Source organism: Xenorhabdus sp. TS4 (assembly GCF_014467265.1).
Taxonomy (GTDB): Bacteria; Pseudomonadota; Gammaproteobacteria; order Enterobacterales; family Enterobacteriaceae; genus Xenorhabdus; species Xenorhabdus ehlersii.
Genome location: NZ_NKHQ01000024.1, coordinates 156,593 through 172,075, shown reverse-complemented (window position 1 = coordinate 172,075; position 15,483 = coordinate 156,593). Strand labels below are relative to the sequence as shown.

Below are 15,483 nucleotides of genomic sequence, written 5' to 3'. Positions count from 1 at the left end.
TGATAACTCGCATATCACTGCACAATATACGTCAATACTTGCTGCTGCGGCATTAAGGCAAAATTTCCGTGGAATTGCGAACCAGCTCGATACTCATCAGATAATGTTTGCAGTAGTTTTATGCTTATAGCATGCTCTCTACAATCAATTAACGTAATTTCAGCTGCATGGAAATCAAAGAAGCGTTTTAAGTGGGGATAAAGTGCCTTAAACAAACTCTCCTTGATGGAAAACGCAAGAGTGAACACCTGTGCAAAAGGTAATGGACATTCTGTCAGTAATTTCACTTCATTGTCATTGATAATGCTAGATGAAACACTTTTGATGGTATCTGGTTTAATCTCTTGCTCGATATCTACGCCTATCATTCGGTAGTTATTGCCAGAAGCCGCAAAGGCAATGGCACAGTTGGCTGAATGAGAAATCGAGCCACAAATATTGTCAGGCCAGATTGGAGAGCGATCTTGCGCATTGGTTACCTGAAAATCAGGGTAACCCAAACGATTTAAAACTTGTTGAGTGCAATAACGGGCAGCCAGATATTCCGCACGTCGTTTATTAACTGCATTTTTTAATTGGTTTGGGTAGGTAATGCCACATTCGTCAAATAGTGCATTCCGATAGCAAGACTGATCAAAATAAATTTTTATGACATGAAGATCGGGATGTTCTGACAGCGCACCTGCTTGTATTTCTGTAAAAAAAGGATCATTTATGGCAGTTGCTTGAGCAGAGGTAAGGATAGAAGTAAAAGTCATTTTTTTCATCATGGTTTTTTATTATCAGCTGCGATTATTAGATAACGGATCAATTAAAAATGTTTATGGCCTGATTTTGCCATATCCTAATTTTAGTTCACTAACGTACTAACTCTTTTTATACTCCTCGTTGTTACCATTTTTGAAAAGAGGTTGTTGTGGAAATATTAGTAACAGGCGGGATGGGGTATATCGGTAGCCATACTTGTGTTCAAATGATTGAAGCTGGAATGGTGCCGATCATCATCGATAACCTGTGCAATGCCAATCGTGAAGTTCTGGCTCGCATTGAGGCATTGACTGGCGTACAGCCACTGTTTTATGAAGGGGATATTCGTGATGCATCATTCCTTGATGCTATTTTTTCCCGTCATCAAATTCAGGCAGTTATTCATTTTGCAGGTTTGAAAGCGGTTGGGGAGTCAGTCGCCAAACCTATTGAATATTATGACAATAATGTCAATGGAACGCTGGTGCTGGTGCGTAGCATGCGTAAAGCGGGGGTAAAAAGCATTATCTTTAGCTCATCTGCGACGGTATATGGTGATCCGGATGTTGTGCCTATTACTGAGCAGTCTGCGGTGGGTAATACAACTAACCCTTATGGCACCAGTAAGTATATGGTTGAACGCTGCCTGTCTGATTTCCATCATGCGGAAAATGATTGGTCTGTGGTGTTATTACGCTACTTCAATCCAGTTGGTGCTCATCCTTCGGGCACGATGGGGGAAGATCCTCAGGGAATACCCAACAATTTGATGCCTTATATTGCCCAGGTTGCAGTAGGCCGTCGGGAAAAACTGTCTGTGTATGGTAATGATTATCCAACAGCCGACGGTACTGGAGTGCGCGATTATATCCATGTTATGGATTTGGCTGACGGGCATATTGCCGCCCTAAGTGCCGTTGGCAAGAAAGCAGGACTGCATATTTATAATTTGGGTACTGGAAAAGGCACCAGCGTACTGGAAATGGTAGAAGCTTTCAGTCATGCTTGCGGCAAACCAGTGCCTTATGAAATTTGTCCACGTCGTCCGGGAGATATTGCAGAATGTTGGTCAAGCCCGGAGAAAGCTGAGCGAGAGCTGGGCTGGAAAGCAAATCGAACTATCGTGGAAATGACCGCGGATGCCTGGCGTTGGCAGTCTCAAAATCCCAATGGCTATAAAGCGAAGTAAGAAACAGCAAAAAAAGTTTAGTTTTCTGTAAGGTTTGTGTGGTGAAAGCAAGAGGGTATCTAATATGTCAAAGATGCGATTCAATCCTGTTGATTGTCCACATAGGCGATACAATCCTTTGACGGGAAAATGGATTATTGTTTCACCACACCGAACAGAACGACCGTGGAGCGGAATTGATGAAAAACCACTCCACGTTGCCTTGCCAAGTTACGATGAACACTGTTTTTTATGCCCGAACAATACCCGCGCTTCAGGTAATATCAATCCAGATTATCAGGACGTTTATATATTCCAGAATGATTATTCTGCCTTGCTACCGGAACGCTTTGATATTCATCCTACCGATAACCCATTATTTAAAATTGAGCCGGTGAGTGGCGTTTGTCGAGTACTCTGTTTTTCTCCTGATCACAGTAAAACATTGCCGGAACTGTCGTTGAGTCAAATCCGTCGTGTCATTGATACATGGAATGCGCAGATTGAGGAGTTGAGCCAACGTTATATTTGGATTCAGGTTTTTGAGAATAAAGGAGAAATGATGGGGTGTTCTCAGCCCCATCCTCATGGGCAGATTTGGGCCAGTGATTTCCTGCCTGATGAGCTCGCACGTAAAGATGAACAGTTGCGGCAATATTATTGCCAGCAAGGAACTAACTTATTGATGGATTATCTTGATGCTGAATGCAAAGATGGCGCACGTACGGTAGTGGAAACCGAATATTGGCTTGCGGTTGTACCTTATTGGGCGGTATGGCCGTTTGAAACGATTCTATTGCCGAAAAATCATATCCGTCGCATGAATGAACTGACGGAAGCACAACGTGATGATCTGGCGGTGGCGATTAAAAAATTGACCAGTCGTTATGATAATCTGTTTCAATGTGCTTTTCCCTATTCAATGGGCTGGCATTTTGCTCCTTTCTTCGAGCATCAATGCGATGCCAGCCCCACATCACACAAACACAATATTGATCACTGGCAATTACATGCACTGTTTTACCCGCCGTTATTACGGTCATCCAGTGTCCGTAAGTTTATGGTGGGTTATGAAATGTTGACGGAAGCTCAGCGTGATTTGACGCCAGAACAGGCCGCCCAGCGGTTACGGGATGTCAGCGACATTCATTTTAAGGTACGCTGATTTCCGCTAAGAAACGTTTATGGGGGAAAAGAGATGAAAACTTTAATCCAAAACGTCACTGAATCTTTTAATGCGTGCTTTAATTATTCTCCAACGCACTTTTTTCAGGCTCCGGGACGGGTGAATCTTATCGGTGAGCATACGGATTACAACGGTGGTTTTGTCTTGCCTTGCGCAATTAATTTCCAGACAGTAGTTGCCGCCGCTAAGCGTGGGGATATGCGTGTCAGGGTGATAGCGGTTGATTATCATAATCAGTGTGATGAATTTGATCTCTGCCAACCAATTCTCTTTCAGCCAGAAAAAATGTGGGCGAATTACATCCGTGGTGTGATGAGTGCTCTGGTGGCGAGTGGTTATGCATTTGGTGGTATGGATCTTGCTATTAGTGGCAATATTCCACAAGGTGCGGGTTTAAGTTCATCTGCATCGTTGGAAGTCGTGGTTGGGCAAGCCATTAAGTCGCTTTATCAGCTTGATATTAGTCCCAAAATGATTGCATTGAGTGGGCAACAGTCAGAAAACCAATTTGTTGGTTGCAATTCTGGCATCATGGATCAGTTAATCTCTGCTTGTGGGGAAGAAAGTCACGCCTTGTTGATCGACTGCCTCACGTTGGCTACGCAATCTGTCCGTATACCTGATAAAGTGGTTGTGATGATCATCAATTCCAATAAACCGCGTGGCTTGGTGGATAGCGAATACAATATGCGCAGGCAGCAATGTGAAGAAGCTGCCCGTTTGTTGGGAGTGAAAACATTGCGTGATATCACTCTTGAGGATTTCAATGCTAAACAAGCGTTGCTCGATACATTGCTTGTCAAACGGGTTCGCCATGTGATCAGTGAAAATTTGCGGACTAAATTGGCGGCTGATGCTTTAAATGCTGGTGATTTGTTTCGCCTTGGTCAGCTTATGGCTGCATCGTATATTTCCATGCGTGATGATTTTGAAATTACTGTCCGTGAAATAGATGTACTGGTGGAAATAGTCAAAGACGTGATTGGCGATCACGGCGGTGTCCGTATGACGGGAGGCGGTTTTGGCGGTTGTGTGGTGGCGTTGGTTCCCCCTGATTTGGTGAAAAGTGTGGAAAAGGCGATTGAGCAACAATACAAGACTAAAACAGGTTTAACAGCGGATATCTATCTTTGTCAGGCCACAAAAGGCGCTAGCCAATTGAAATAAGCAAAAGATGGTGCGTCGAAAACATTTTTTCTAAATGATATGCTCTCTCAATATCTAACCTTCACAATGAAAGGAGTATGATCATGAGTTCCAATGCACAGCTAGCAGCACTCCAGCAACAATGGACAGAAGTTGACGACTACCTTAAACAAGCCCTATTGCCTAAATCCCCACACCTTGAAAAAACACTTGAATATATGGCTGCTCAAGGCTTACCAGCCATTAATGTTTCTGCGCTGCAAGGGCAGTTTTTGATGATGATGGTACAAATTAGTGGCGCAAGACGTATTCTCGAAATTGGTACATTGGGAGGATATAGCGCCCAATATATGGCAAAAGGATTGCCTGATGATGGGATCCTGTTCACATTGGAAAAAGATCCCCGTGTAGCCGAAGTGGCTCAGCACAATATCGAAAGAGCGCAGCTTGCCCACAAAATCAAAATTATTGTGGGAGAAGCCAGCGAAACCTTGCAGACGCTAAGTCCTGAAGCTCCCTTTGATTTGATTTTTATTGATGCCGATAAACAAAATAGTCCGTTGTATCTGGATTGGGCTGTCAAGTTGGGGCGTCCGGGAAGCATTATCATCATGGACAATGTGATCCGCGAAGGCGAAATTGTACATGAGCAGCGGAGTGAACTTGTCGAAGGGGTGCGTCAGGCACTGGATAAAATGTCCAACTACCCTGAACTGACTGTAACGGCTTTACAGACTGTAGGGGAAAAAGGTTGGGATGGGTTTGCATTATTACGGATCAATACAGATAGAAAAATTACATAATAAATTTTTATGATAAGAAATAATGGGTTATAAAAGGATGGTTTATTTTTGATAAACCATCCTAATATTACAACCTTTGGGTTGCAGGCTGATTGGCAGATATTGGTGTTCGGGCTAATTGACAGGTTTTACGCTCATTGGATTCGCGTTCTTGAATGATTTTTGCTGTTTCATCTATGGTGGGAAGAGGAAATCCCATATCGTCATAGGCACCAAAACCAATTAAACGATAACTGCTTAGCGGGGCATTTATTGGGATGCGAAATTCTTTCTTTTCCCCCGATGCCAATGCTTCAAATGAGTATACTGTCAGTGTACCTGGCTCACATTGAGCGTTAAGGGATAAAACAGCCAGATAGCCCCCCGCCACAGGTTGGTCGCCTTTATTTTGCAGTGTACCGCCTACAAAGAATTTACCATTGGCTCCCAACCCCATGTGGAATAACAAGTGTGCTTCCCCTTTTGCCCATAATGCAGAAGTAAACAGGCTGCTTGCTATTAATATTGCGCTGTATGTGTAACCACGCCACTTCATCTTTATGCTCCTGTTTGTTGATTATGGGCTCCTAACATGAAATAGGTATTACAGGGAGTAGGGGGGAAAATCAAGTTACCTTACTTAACTTGAGAAATGGCTGTAAATTGAACAATTACTATAGGTTGATACAAGAATCGATATCACCGTATTTTGTGACTCTTTTGAACACATCTAAATCTAATCTGGCAATGTAGTCGATTAAATAGTGGCTACATAACGGCCCATCTGAAATATCTAAATGGGGTTGAGGCTTAAATTCGTTGATATAGTCCAATGAGGCATATCCCAGAATTTTAGGTGGCAAATGAGGTATGACATCATCGATATAGTTGAACACCGCAAAATTGATAAAGTTTTGGGTAACGTGTTTGGAGAATTCTTTGTTTCCTGGTCTTGGGCAGGCAAATAAACAGGCTGAGTGATTGGGAGCTATAGGGCCAATTTCATACATCAGATAGGATGCAATTGCTGCTCCAAGGCTGTGACCGACTATAGTGAATTGACTATTTACCCCTATAAATTGGGCAATCGCTTCAATTAATTTGAGATTACTGTAATCACGGTGAGATTCAGGCTCAATGGTAGTGAGCTTCATTGAGTCATAGATACTAAAAAACCCCTGGCTGACTTCTATCTTGGGGAAACGGGTCCACGGTGATGTAAAATTAATTAGTCCATCATGAGCATCTTCTAGCAAAATTGTAGGATCGGTTCCACGTATAGCAATAATATGTTCCCTTGGAGAATGGTTTTTTTCTGTCACTTTTTCTGCCACATAGCCATAACAGACATGATCGGGCAATTCGCTTTTTCGGGGCGTTACTGAGAAAGACAGATCATTTGCTGAGATATACGCTATAACTTTCCAGCCGTCTTCTTCAATGCGCGGATCGGCTGGGGGAGTTGGATTATTGTAGTACTGTTTATTCATTTTCTCTGCGTATAACACGAATGCCGCAAAATTGGCGGCCTCTCTGTATGTATACATAGGTGCCTCTTTTGTTTGTTTTTTTGTTGAGGAAACAGGTTATTGAATATTTATTTTTATGTCATTTAATTGTATATCATTTTGCCAGATTTTCTGGATTAAGAAACATATAAGTTGAGTGATGTTCTGTTTAGGTTGCAATGAAATTATTATTGTGAGGGGATTGTTTTTATAAAGTCCCTGTTATGAGGATTTATTTATTATTAAATGATAAAAAATAATGATTTGTAGACATGTTTTAATTTATCAATATCGAATTAACTAATTCCCTTTTGTTATATGTAGTTTTCATTTGTTCTTTCAAATTGATTACCATGCAGCGTTATTCTTTCCCAATCTGAAAGTTTTGTTTGCAAATTTTACCGATTATCAAGAGGCAAATATGGCAGCACCACGTTCGGTTCTTGAACTTATAGGGAATACACCGCTATTGGAATTGACTCATCTGGATACAGGACCATGCCAGCTATTCATTAAGTTAGAGAATCAGAATCCTGGCGGTTCGATTAAAGATCGTGTTGCACTTTCAATGATTGAGCAGGCGGAAAAACAGGGGTTGTTGAAGCCAGGGGGCACCATCATTGAAGCCACGGCAGGTAATACGGGTATTGGGTTGGCGTTGGTTGCCGCTATGAAGGGCTATAAACTGATTTTAGTTGTACCTGATAAGATGAGCCGCGAAAAAATTTATCACCTACGGGCGCTGGGAACCGATGTTCGCCTGACACGCTCTGATGTCGGAAAAGGGCATCCAGAATATTATCAGGACTATGCTCTGCGCCTGTCGAAAGAAATCAGCGGAGCTTATTATATTGATCAATTCAATAATCCTGCGAACTCAGCCGCACATCTTGCTACCACGGGACCGGAGATTTGGCAGCAGATGGAGCAGAATGTCGATGCTGTGGTGGTGGGGGTCGGTTCTGGTGGGACTCTGGGGGGCTTGAGCCAGTATTTTAAGGAAGTTTCCCCTCATACGGAATTTATCCTCGCAGATCCTAAGGGTTCTATTCTTGCCGATTATGTTGAGCATGGTCACTATGACGAAGCTGGCAGCTGGTTTGTGGAAGGTATCGGAGAAGATTTTGTCCCACCTCTTGGGGATTTTTCTCAGGTTCATCATGCTTATCGCATTACTGACGCAGAAGCGTTTGCCTGTGCCCGCGATTTACTACTGACAGAAGGGCTCCTGGCTGGCTCTTCTTCAGGAACATTGTTAGCGGCGGCGCTACGTTATTGTCGTGCCCAGACAACGCCGAAACGCGTAGTGACGTTAGCTTGTGACAGTGGTAACAAATATCTGTCAAAGATGTTTAATGATTACTGGTTATTGGAACAAGGGCTGCGTTCGCAACCACAAGAAAATAATTTGAGCGATTATATTACCTATCGTTATCAGGATGGTGCGACGGTTTCAGTTTCTCCGCAAGATACCTTGCAGATCGCTTATAACCGCATGCGTCTTTATGACATTTCACAGTTACCTGTGATCGAAAACGATCAAATTGTCGGGCTTATTGATGAGTGGGATCTCATGCATGCCATTCAGGCCAATTCACATCATTTCTCGTTGCCTGTTATTGAAGCGATGACCAATCAGGTTCATACGCTCAATAAAAAAGCGTCATTGGCGCAGTTAATTGCTACCTTTGATGCTGGTCATGTGGCCCTGATTGTTGATGATAACAATCATTTTCTGGGTCTTGTTACTCGTACCGATGTACTGAACGCATGGCGTCAACAACTCAATTGATCTCTTTCAGGAATAAATTAATGGCTAAGTTTGATAAGACTAAGTTTAATAGGATTAAATTTGATACACAAAGCGTTCATGCAGGCTATGTACCTGATCACACTGGTGCAGTGATGCCCGCAATTTATGCCACATCAACTTATGCTCAAGTTGCACCTGGCCAGCATACTGGATATGAGTATTCCCGTAGTGGGAATCCGACTCGTGATGCCTTAGAGCGTGCGATTGCTGAATTGGAGAATGGGACACGTGGTTATGCTTTTGGCTCTGGTCTGGCAGCCAGTTCCACCATTCTGGAGCTACTTGATAAAGACAGCCACATCATTGCGGTAGACGATCTTTATGGCGGGACTTACCGGTTGCTGGAAAAAGTGCGTCGCCGGACAGCGGGTCTGAGAGTTACTTATATTGAGGCTGGGGATACTGCGGCATTGGAAGCGGCAATTCAGACCGACACTAAAATGATTTGGGTGGAAACTCCGACTAACCCACTATTGAAATTGGCTGATTTAGCGGCGATTGCACAGATTGCCAGGCGGCATAATATTATCAGCGTGGCAGATAACACATTTGCTTCTCCTTATATTCAGCGTCCGCTTGATTTGGGTTTTGATATTGTTGTGCATTCTGCAACTAAGTACCTGAATGGTCATTCTGATGTCGTCGCTGGCCTTGCGGTGGTGGGAAATAACGCAGAGTTGGCCGAGCAAGTTGCTTTCTTGCAAAATTCTATTGGCGGCATTCTTGATCCGTTCAGTAGTTTCCTTGTCCTGCGTGGTATTCGGACATTGGCATTGCGTATGGAACGCCATATTGACAGCGCAGGGAAGATTGCACATTGGCTTGAACAGCAGCCACAAGTTGAGAAAGTGTATTATCCTGGCCTTGCTTCTCATCCTCAGCACGAATTGGCAAAACGTCAGATGCGAGGTTTTGGTGGCATGATCTCCATCGTACTGAAAGGGGATGAAGATTATGCACGTCGAGTCATTAAAGCGCTGCAACTGTTTACATTGGCGGAAAGTTTAGGTGGTGTGGAGAGCTTGATTGGTCAGCCATTTTCCATGACCCATGCTTCCATTCCGTTGGAGAAGCGTCTGGCTGCCGGAATTACCCCACAATTGATCCGGATTTCTGTCGGTATTGAAAATGCAGATGATTTGATAACGGATTTGTCTCAGGCATTTGAAAATGCGAGTTTGTAACAAGAAAATAAAATAAGAAAGCTAGTTTAATCAAAAAATTAAGATAACCAAAGAATGATGCCAGGCGATATTTTTCGTTTGGCATTTTTATTAAAGTTATTTTTTGGTTTGTTTTATCATTCCACAATGGGAATATACTTAATATATTTCAAGGTGCAGTACAGTTAATAAGGTAGCAATTTGGGAAATAAGAAGGTATATAGTTAAAAATAGCAACAATGGCAAAAGTCACAACAAAGGAAATACGTTATGGCAATTCTAGATATCCTCACAATTCCAGATGAAAGATTGAGACAAAAATGTGTTGATGTCACTGATTTTGATAAAATTCAAACGCTAATTGATGACATGCTGGAGACAATGTACAGCGCAGGCATTGGCTTGGCAGCTGCACAGGTTGGTCGGAGAGAAGCGATTGCGGTCATTGATATTTCTCCAAATCGTGATCAGCCCATGGTTTTGGTTAACCCGAAAATCGTTGAAAAAGAGCGTCGTGTGGTGAATCAAGAGGGCTGCCTGTCGATACCGGGATATTATGCAGATGTTGAACGCTTTGAAAAAGTAAAGGTAGAAGCATTTGATCGGTTTGGTAAGCCGATTACGATAGAAAGCGAAAATTTTCTGTCAATTGTTATGCAGCATGAAATTGACCATTTACATGGCATTGTTTTTATCGATTATCTGTCCCCATTGAAAAGGCAAATGGCACTGAAAAAAGTGAAAAATAATTTAAGAAATAAAGGAGATTAACTGCTGGAGAAATAAAGACACTGTAAATTATTTCTTAATATATTTGGTAATATTGTGGTTTTATATATAGCTATTGTTTTATTTATTAATGATAAGTACACATAAAAAAGCTTAAAATTATGCTACGTCATAGGATAGCGAGCATGCTATTTGAGAGTATAAGTTTTCTTTTTACGGTTTGAAAATTAAAAGATATATCTGATGGTAATAATATAAGCAGGGGAATTATTGTGATTGGAAGAAGTGATATTGCTTATTATCAACACACTAATTTTTCCATTGATCTGAATCTGATAGATACAACTGATGCCAGGGTAGGTACATATTTAAGAATTACAAAAAGAAATGGCGAGCTAATAGCGGCGCTGTAAAGTTTTTTTTCAAATAAAAACCTCTCGGCAACGTCATAATTGGCTGGCCATATTCACCTATCGCTTCGGTCAATGCTCGGCTATTGGCGGCCTTGGGGCGCAATTGCAGCACTTCACCATGACGAGCAGTAATGCTTTCGACTTTTCCTAATACAATAAGATCCATGAGTTCTTCCCAATCACGTCGTAGCCGCTCTTCTTCAATCGCATTCGGGCTCCAAAGCAATGGAGAGCCTACACGGCGTTCAGATAGTGGAATACTTCTTTCTCCCTCAACGGGTATCCACAGGACGCGGGATAATTTACGCCTGACGTGGCAGTTTTCCCAGGTAATGCCGCTATTACCTGTTAAAGGAGCAACACAGACAAAGGTTGTTTCTAATGGATAACCTTTGCTATCTACAGGGATAGTTTTCAACTCGACACCGATATGTTCAAAATCTTGTTCAGGTTTACTGCCCGCATTTGCCCCTAAATAGTATTCAAGCAGCATACCAACCCAACCTTTATCACGTTTTAAATTGGGAGGAATGGAGAGCCTGGCCAACGCAGCAAGTTCACCCATAGATAAGCCAGCCAGAGAATGAGCGCGATTGAAGAGTTGTTGTTCGTTTTCAGGCGGTGTTGGAGGTGTAAAGTACATGTTATAGAGTATATTTTTTACTGGTTAAAAAATGTCCATGTGGATTTTGGGAAATCATTATTAATTTATCGTTAACAAGATCATTTTGATAATAGCATGATATACAAGATTTTTTCATTATTGTTTGCTGCATTAAAAATAGACTCGTTATGATTGTTCACTTATTCCCAGTGATAATAAACAGGATCTTACACCATGTTATCCACAGTTTTATGGGATAAGTGATAAAAAGTGAGATCACTGGTTTGATTTACAGCTCTAATGAATGATGTTTTCTACAAAAATAGGCGATTTTTGTTTAACTAAAAGGCATATCCTGTGGATAAATTCACCGGCGGTTAATATTTGCCCAGTGCGAGGGAGGTCAAAAATTTTCACTAGTGATATGTAACGTCAAAAGGAGTATAAAATATATTAACATAATGAAAAACAAAGAGTATTTATTTTCTCTTATAGAGAGTGTAAAAATATGTAATAAAAGTATACCCGTTTTACCCCGCTCTTTTTCACATACATATCCACAGAAAAAGTGAATAAAATGGTTCTGGCCAGACAATAAATGTTTATAACTTTAGCTTTTTCTGTGAATTAACCCTCTGGAGGCGTAATCCACGCAGATTTAAAATCAAACCATCCTGAATTGTTCATTTTTACTCCTTTTATGCCGTGTTTCCCTCTGATATTTTTGAGTAATGGTATTTTTACCAGCCAGTAAGTTATCTTACTGGCCTTTTTCAATGCCTATGTTTCTCTTTGGTTAGGTTTTCCTAAACTTCTTCGGTGATATAGCGTGCAATGATATCGCCCATTGCATCGGTGCTGACCACTTTGTCATTGCCCGCGAGATCTGCGGTACGATAACCTTGTTCCAAAGCGTGATTGATCGCCCGTTCAATAGCATCAGCGGCATCAAGGTGTCCAAGGCTGTAACGCAGCAACAGTGCTGTGGATAATATTTGGGCAATTGGGTTGGCGATATTTTTACCTGCAATGTCAGGAGCTGAACCGCCAGCAGGTTCATATAAGCCAAAACCTTTTTCATTCAGGCTGGCAGAAGGCAACATTCCCATTGAACCTGTGATCATAGCGCACTCATCGGATAAAATATCGCCAAAAATATTGGAGCATAATAGAACGTCAAATTGGGCGGGATTTTTGATCAGCTGCATAGTGGCGTTATCTATATACATATGCTCGATTGCAATATCAGGATAATCTTTGGCGATTTTGCCAACGACTTCACGCCATAACACGGAGCTTTGCAAAACATTCGCTTTATCAATCGAAGTGACTTTATGGCGGCGCTTGCGCGCAGATTCAAATGCAATACGCGCTATCCGTTCTATCTCGAAACGATGATAAATCTCAGTGTCAAAAGCACGCTCATATTTTCCTTCACCTTCGCGCCCCTTGGGTTGTCCAAAATAAATTCCGCCTGTCAGCTCACGGACGCATAAAATATCAAAGCCTTTGGCGGCAATATCATGGCGAAGGGGACAGAATGATTCTAAGCCTGTATATAAGCGTGCTGGGCGTAAGTTACTGAATAGTTTAAAATACTTGCGCAATGGCAATAATGCCCCTCGTTCTGGCTGTTCGGCGGGCGGCAGATGCTCCCATTTTGGGCCACCTACGGAGCCAAATAGGATTGCGTCAGCTTTTTCACAGCCAGTAATCGTTTCTTGAGGCAAAGGTGTGCCATGACGATCAATGGCAATCCCCCCCACATCATATTCGCTGGTTGTGATACGGATATTAAAACGATGACGGATGGCATCCAACACTTTGTAGGCTTGCTTCATAACTTCAGGGCCAATGCCATCACCAGGTAAAACAGCAATGTGACAATGCTTAGTTTCTTGCTTGCCTGGAGTCGCGTCATTTGAAATAGATTGGCTTGAGGTCATGATTATGCAGTTTCCTTTTTGTTGTTCTGGCGATTGTCTTGGTTACTGCTTTGGGAGATGCGTTGCTTCTCTTTTTCTACTTGCTCTGCCTGCCAGATGTTGTTCAGAACATGGATCATAGCTTTGGCAGAGGATTCAATAATGTCAGTTTCCAAACCCATTCCGTGGAAACGGCGGCCAAAACATTCCACGATAATATCAACCTGACCGAGCGCATCTTTACCATGCCCCTTACCGGATAATTGATAGGAAATTAATTCCAGAGGGTAACCCGTAATGCGGTTGATGGCCTGATAAATGGCATCAACAGTACCATTGCCCGTCGAGGCTTCAGATTTGATTTCATCTCCACAGGCCAGGCTAACGGTTGCAGTAGGTATTACATTGGAGCCTGACTGGATACTGAAATAATCCAGACGGAAATGTTCATGTTCTTGCTGTTGTTGACTGATAAACACTAAGGCTTCTAAATCGTAATCAAATACCTGTCCTTTTTTATCTGCCAATTTCAAGAATGCTTGATACAGCGCATCCAAATTGTAGTCATTTTCTTGATAGCCCATTTCTGTCATACGATGTTTCACTGCGGCACGTCCAGAACGTGAGGTCAGGTTCAACTGGGTATCTTTCAGGCCGATGGATTCTGGCGTCATGATTTCGTAAGTTTCACGATTTTTCAGCACACCATCCTGATGAATGCCAGATGAATGGGAAAACGCATTACTGCCAACAACGGCTTTATGAGCGGGGATCGGTGTATTGCTAATTTGGCTAACTAACTGACTGGTACGGTAAATTTCTTGATGGTTGATATTGGTATGCACTCCCAATATTTGCTGGCGCGTTTTGATAGTCATAATCACTTCTTCCAGCGAGCAGTTACCTGCACGTTCTCCCAATCCATTGATAGTGCCCTCTATTTGACGAGCACCTTCCTGGATTGCTGTAATGGAGTTAGCGACGGACATACCTAAGTCGTCGTGGCAGTGGACTGAAATAATCGCTTTATCAATATTGGGTACGCGGTTAAATAATGTGCGTATAATACCGCCAAATTGGTAAGGTGTTGTGTAACCTACCGTGTCTGGAATGTTGACGGTGGTTGCGCCTGCTTTGATGGCTTGCTCGACAATTTTGCACAAATTATCGATATCTGTACGGCCTGCATCTTCACAGGAAAACTCAACATCATCGGTGTAGTTACGTGCCCGTTTGATAGAGCGAACCGCCATCTCCACAACATCATCAAAGGTTCTTTTTAATTTATGTTCGACGTGCAAATTTGAGGTAGCCAGTACCATATGCAGGCGGAAGGCTTCAGCGACTTTCAGGGCTTCAGCGGCGACATCGATATCTTTGTCAACACAGCGGGATAAGGCACAGATACGGCTATTTTTGATTTCACGGGCGATGGTTTGGACGGATTCAAAATCTCCCGGAGAAGAAACTGGAAAACCGGCTTCAATAACATCAACTCCCAGCCTTTCCAGTGCATAAGCGATTTGCAGTTTCTCTTTCACACTCAGACTGGCTTGTAATGCCTGTTCTCCATCACGTAACGTAGTATCGAAAATAATAACTTGCTGGCTCATGTTGTACTCCTGTTAAATAGACTAACTAGTTAATTTAGTTAGATAACTTATTTGTTAGATAACTTATTTGTTAGATAACTTATTGCTGTAACTGGGTTTTATTTCTGAGCGCCGGCAGGTAAAAAAAACCCGCGCATGGCGCGGGTTTTTTGTGTCTGATGTAGGTTAACTTATCCCTGTTTTTCACCCACCAACATACCACGCGCATTATTAAAGGCGATCATTAGTAGGCTTAGTAGAAGAATAGGGTGGATCATGTGAGCTAACCTTTGTAAATTTGTTAACTTAGTTTTAATTGTCAATGTATTTTATAGATACTTTATCTAAAAAGTAATGTCAAGCAGTATTAAGTATGAATTTAGCATGGATTGTGCGCATTTCTGGTTGTTTATTGATTCATTGTTGAGCTTAGTGACTATTTTTTACATTTTTAGCGATGTTTTTATCTATTTTTCATATCTATATATGGAGTAAAATCCTGCTCTGATGGATAAGGAACAAGGATAGATGGATGTTAACCACAGTGTTTTAGGTTAAGAAGTCATAACCATATAGAATATTAATAAATTATATTTTGATAGATTGGAATTTCATTGTTGGCTAATTGTTTTTGATACAAGTCATTAGTGTAAGTTGAGTTATTGCCATTCATATATAACACATTAATATTCATACCTATAAAAATA

At 41.9% G+C, this 15,483-nt stretch carries 13 protein-coding genes; 7 read left to right on the top strand and 6 right to left on the bottom strand.

The genetic code is table 11. The features are described 5' to 3' along the window. Positions 1 to 14: 14 nt before the first annotated feature. Positions 15 to 758, bottom strand: coding sequence for a 4'-phosphopantetheinyl transferase (locus Xets_RS12180; RefSeq protein WP_255430618.1), 744 nt, complete (start codon positions 756 to 758; stop codon positions 15 to 17). Between the two features lie 158 nt (positions 759 to 916). On the opposite strand from Xets_RS12180, the gene galE reads away from it, so the two are divergent. The 4 genes from galE to Xets_RS12160 all read left to right on the top strand — a co-directional run bounded on the left by galE (position 917) and on the right by Xets_RS12160 (position 5,050). Then, positions 917 to 1,936 (top strand): UDP-glucose 4-epimerase GalE, encoded by a 1,020-nt coding sequence (galE, locus tag Xets_RS12175; protein ID WP_099131582.1) that lies wholly within the window; start codon positions 917 to 919, stop codon positions 1,934 to 1,936. Between the two features lie 64 nt (positions 1,937 to 2,000). Next, a complete protein-coding gene (locus Xets_RS12170; RefSeq protein ID WP_187651735.1) occupies positions 2,001 to 3,080 on the top strand; it encodes a UDP-glucose--hexose-1-phosphate uridylyltransferase in 1,080 nt (359 codons plus the stop codon). Between the two features lie 33 nt (positions 3,081 to 3,113). Then, complete coding sequence (gene galK, locus Xets_RS12165; protein WP_099131584.1) at positions 3,114 to 4,268, top strand: galactokinase; 1,155 nt, start codon at positions 3,114 to 3,116, stop codon at positions 4,266 to 4,268. 83 nt (positions 4,269 to 4,351) lie between these two features. Further along, positions 4,352 to 5,050 carry an O-methyltransferase gene (locus Xets_RS12160; protein ID WP_099131585.1) on the top strand — a complete coding sequence of 233 codons (699 nt, stop codon included), beginning with the start codon at positions 4,352 to 4,354 and terminating at the stop codon, positions 5,048 to 5,050. Positions 5,051 to 5,117: 67 nt separating this feature from the next. Here Xets_RS12160 and Xets_RS12155 read toward each other — a convergent pair whose 3' ends face one another. Together Xets_RS12155 and Xets_RS12150 are read right to left on the bottom strand one after the other, a co-directional pair. Then, positions 5,118 to 5,585, bottom strand: coding sequence for a membrane-associated Zn-dependent protease 1 (locus Xets_RS12155; protein ID WP_187651734.1), 468 nt, complete (start codon positions 5,583 to 5,585; stop codon positions 5,118 to 5,120). 118 nt (positions 5,586 to 5,703) lie between these two features. Beyond that, positions 5,704 to 6,576: a lipase family protein gene (locus Xets_RS12150; RefSeq protein WP_187651733.1), complete on the bottom strand. Its 873-nt coding sequence runs from the start codon at positions 6,574 to 6,576 to the stop codon at positions 5,704 to 5,706. A gap of 382 nt (positions 6,577 to 6,958) precedes the next feature. Here Xets_RS12150 and Xets_RS12145 point away from each other — a divergent pair, with 382 nt between their 5' ends. From Xets_RS12145 to def, 3 genes are all read left to right on the top strand, one after another. After that, complete coding sequence (locus tag Xets_RS12145; RefSeq protein ID WP_099131711.1) at positions 6,959 to 8,329, top strand: cystathionine beta-synthase; 1,371 nt, start codon at positions 6,959 to 6,961, stop codon at positions 8,327 to 8,329. 20 nt (positions 8,330 to 8,349) lie between these two features. Then, the gene (locus tag Xets_RS12140) at positions 8,350 to 9,534 is read left to right on the top strand and encodes a PLP-dependent aspartate aminotransferase family protein (protein ID WP_099131588.1); all 1,185 of its coding nucleotides are present in this window, start codon (positions 8,350 to 8,352) and stop codon (positions 9,532 to 9,534) included. Between the two features lie 249 nt (positions 9,535 to 9,783). After that, on the top strand, positions 9,784 to 10,284 hold the full coding sequence (def, locus tag Xets_RS12135) for a peptide deformylase (protein ID WP_187651732.1): 501 nt from the start codon (positions 9,784 to 9,786) through the stop codon (positions 10,282 to 10,284). 333 nt (positions 10,285 to 10,617) lie between these two features. On the opposite strand, the gene mutH is transcribed toward def, so the two are convergent. From mutH to leuA, 3 genes are all read right to left on the bottom strand, one after another. After that, positions 10,618 to 11,298: a DNA mismatch repair endonuclease MutH gene (gene mutH, locus Xets_RS12130; RefSeq protein WP_099131590.1), complete on the bottom strand. Its 681-nt coding sequence runs from the start codon at positions 11,296 to 11,298 to the stop codon at positions 10,618 to 10,620. A 767-nt stretch (positions 11,299 to 12,065) separates the two neighbouring features. Beyond that, positions 12,066 to 13,205 carry a 3-isopropylmalate dehydrogenase gene (leuB, locus tag Xets_RS12125; protein WP_099131591.1) on the bottom strand — a complete coding sequence of 380 codons (1,140 nt, stop codon included), beginning with the start codon at positions 13,203 to 13,205 and terminating at the stop codon, positions 12,066 to 12,068. A 2-nt stretch (positions 13,206 to 13,207) separates the two neighbouring features. Then, a complete protein-coding gene (leuA, locus tag Xets_RS12120) occupies positions 13,208 to 14,797 on the bottom strand; it encodes a 2-isopropylmalate synthase (protein ID WP_187651731.1) in 1,590 nt (529 codons plus the stop codon). Between the last annotated feature and the right edge of the window lie 686 nt (positions 14,798 to 15,483).

Coding starts and splice junctions, on each gene's coding strand:
- Xets_RS12180 (WP_255430618.1), bottom strand. CDS start 758: ATGACTTTTACTTCTATCCTTACCTCTGCTCAAGCAACTGCCATAAAT.
- Xets_RS12150 (WP_187651733.1), bottom strand. CDS start 6,576: ATGTATACATACAGAGAGGCCGCCAATTTTGCGGCATTCGTGTTATAC.
- Xets_RS12140 (WP_099131588.1), top strand. CDS start 8,350: ATGGCTAAGTTTGATAAGACTAAGTTTAATAGGATTAAATTTGATACA.
- mutH (WP_099131590.1), bottom strand. CDS start 11,298: ATGTACTTTACACCTCCAACACCGCCTGAAAACGAACAACAACTCTTC.
- galK (WP_099131584.1), top strand. CDS start 3,114: ATGAAAACTTTAATCCAAAACGTCACTGAATCTTTTAATGCGTGCTTT.
- leuB (WP_099131591.1), bottom strand. CDS start 13,205: ATGACCTCAAGCCAATCTATTTCAAATGACGCGACTCCAGGCAAGCAA.
- leuA (WP_187651731.1), bottom strand. CDS start 14,797: ATGAGCCAGCAAGTTATTATTTTCGATACTACGTTACGTGATGGAGAA.
- Xets_RS12155 (WP_187651734.1), bottom strand. CDS start 5,585: ATGAAGTGGCGTGGTTACACATACAGCGCAATATTAATAGCAAGCAGC.
- Xets_RS12145 (WP_099131711.1), top strand. CDS start 6,959: ATGGCAGCACCACGTTCGGTTCTTGAACTTATAGGGAATACACCGCTA.
- Xets_RS12170 (WP_187651735.1), top strand. CDS start 2,001: ATGTCAAAGATGCGATTCAATCCTGTTGATTGTCCACATAGGCGATAC.
- def (WP_187651732.1), top strand. CDS start 9,784: ATGGCAATTCTAGATATCCTCACAATTCCAGATGAAAGATTGAGACAA.
- Xets_RS12160 (WP_099131585.1), top strand. CDS start 4,352: ATGAGTTCCAATGCACAGCTAGCAGCACTCCAGCAACAATGGACAGAA.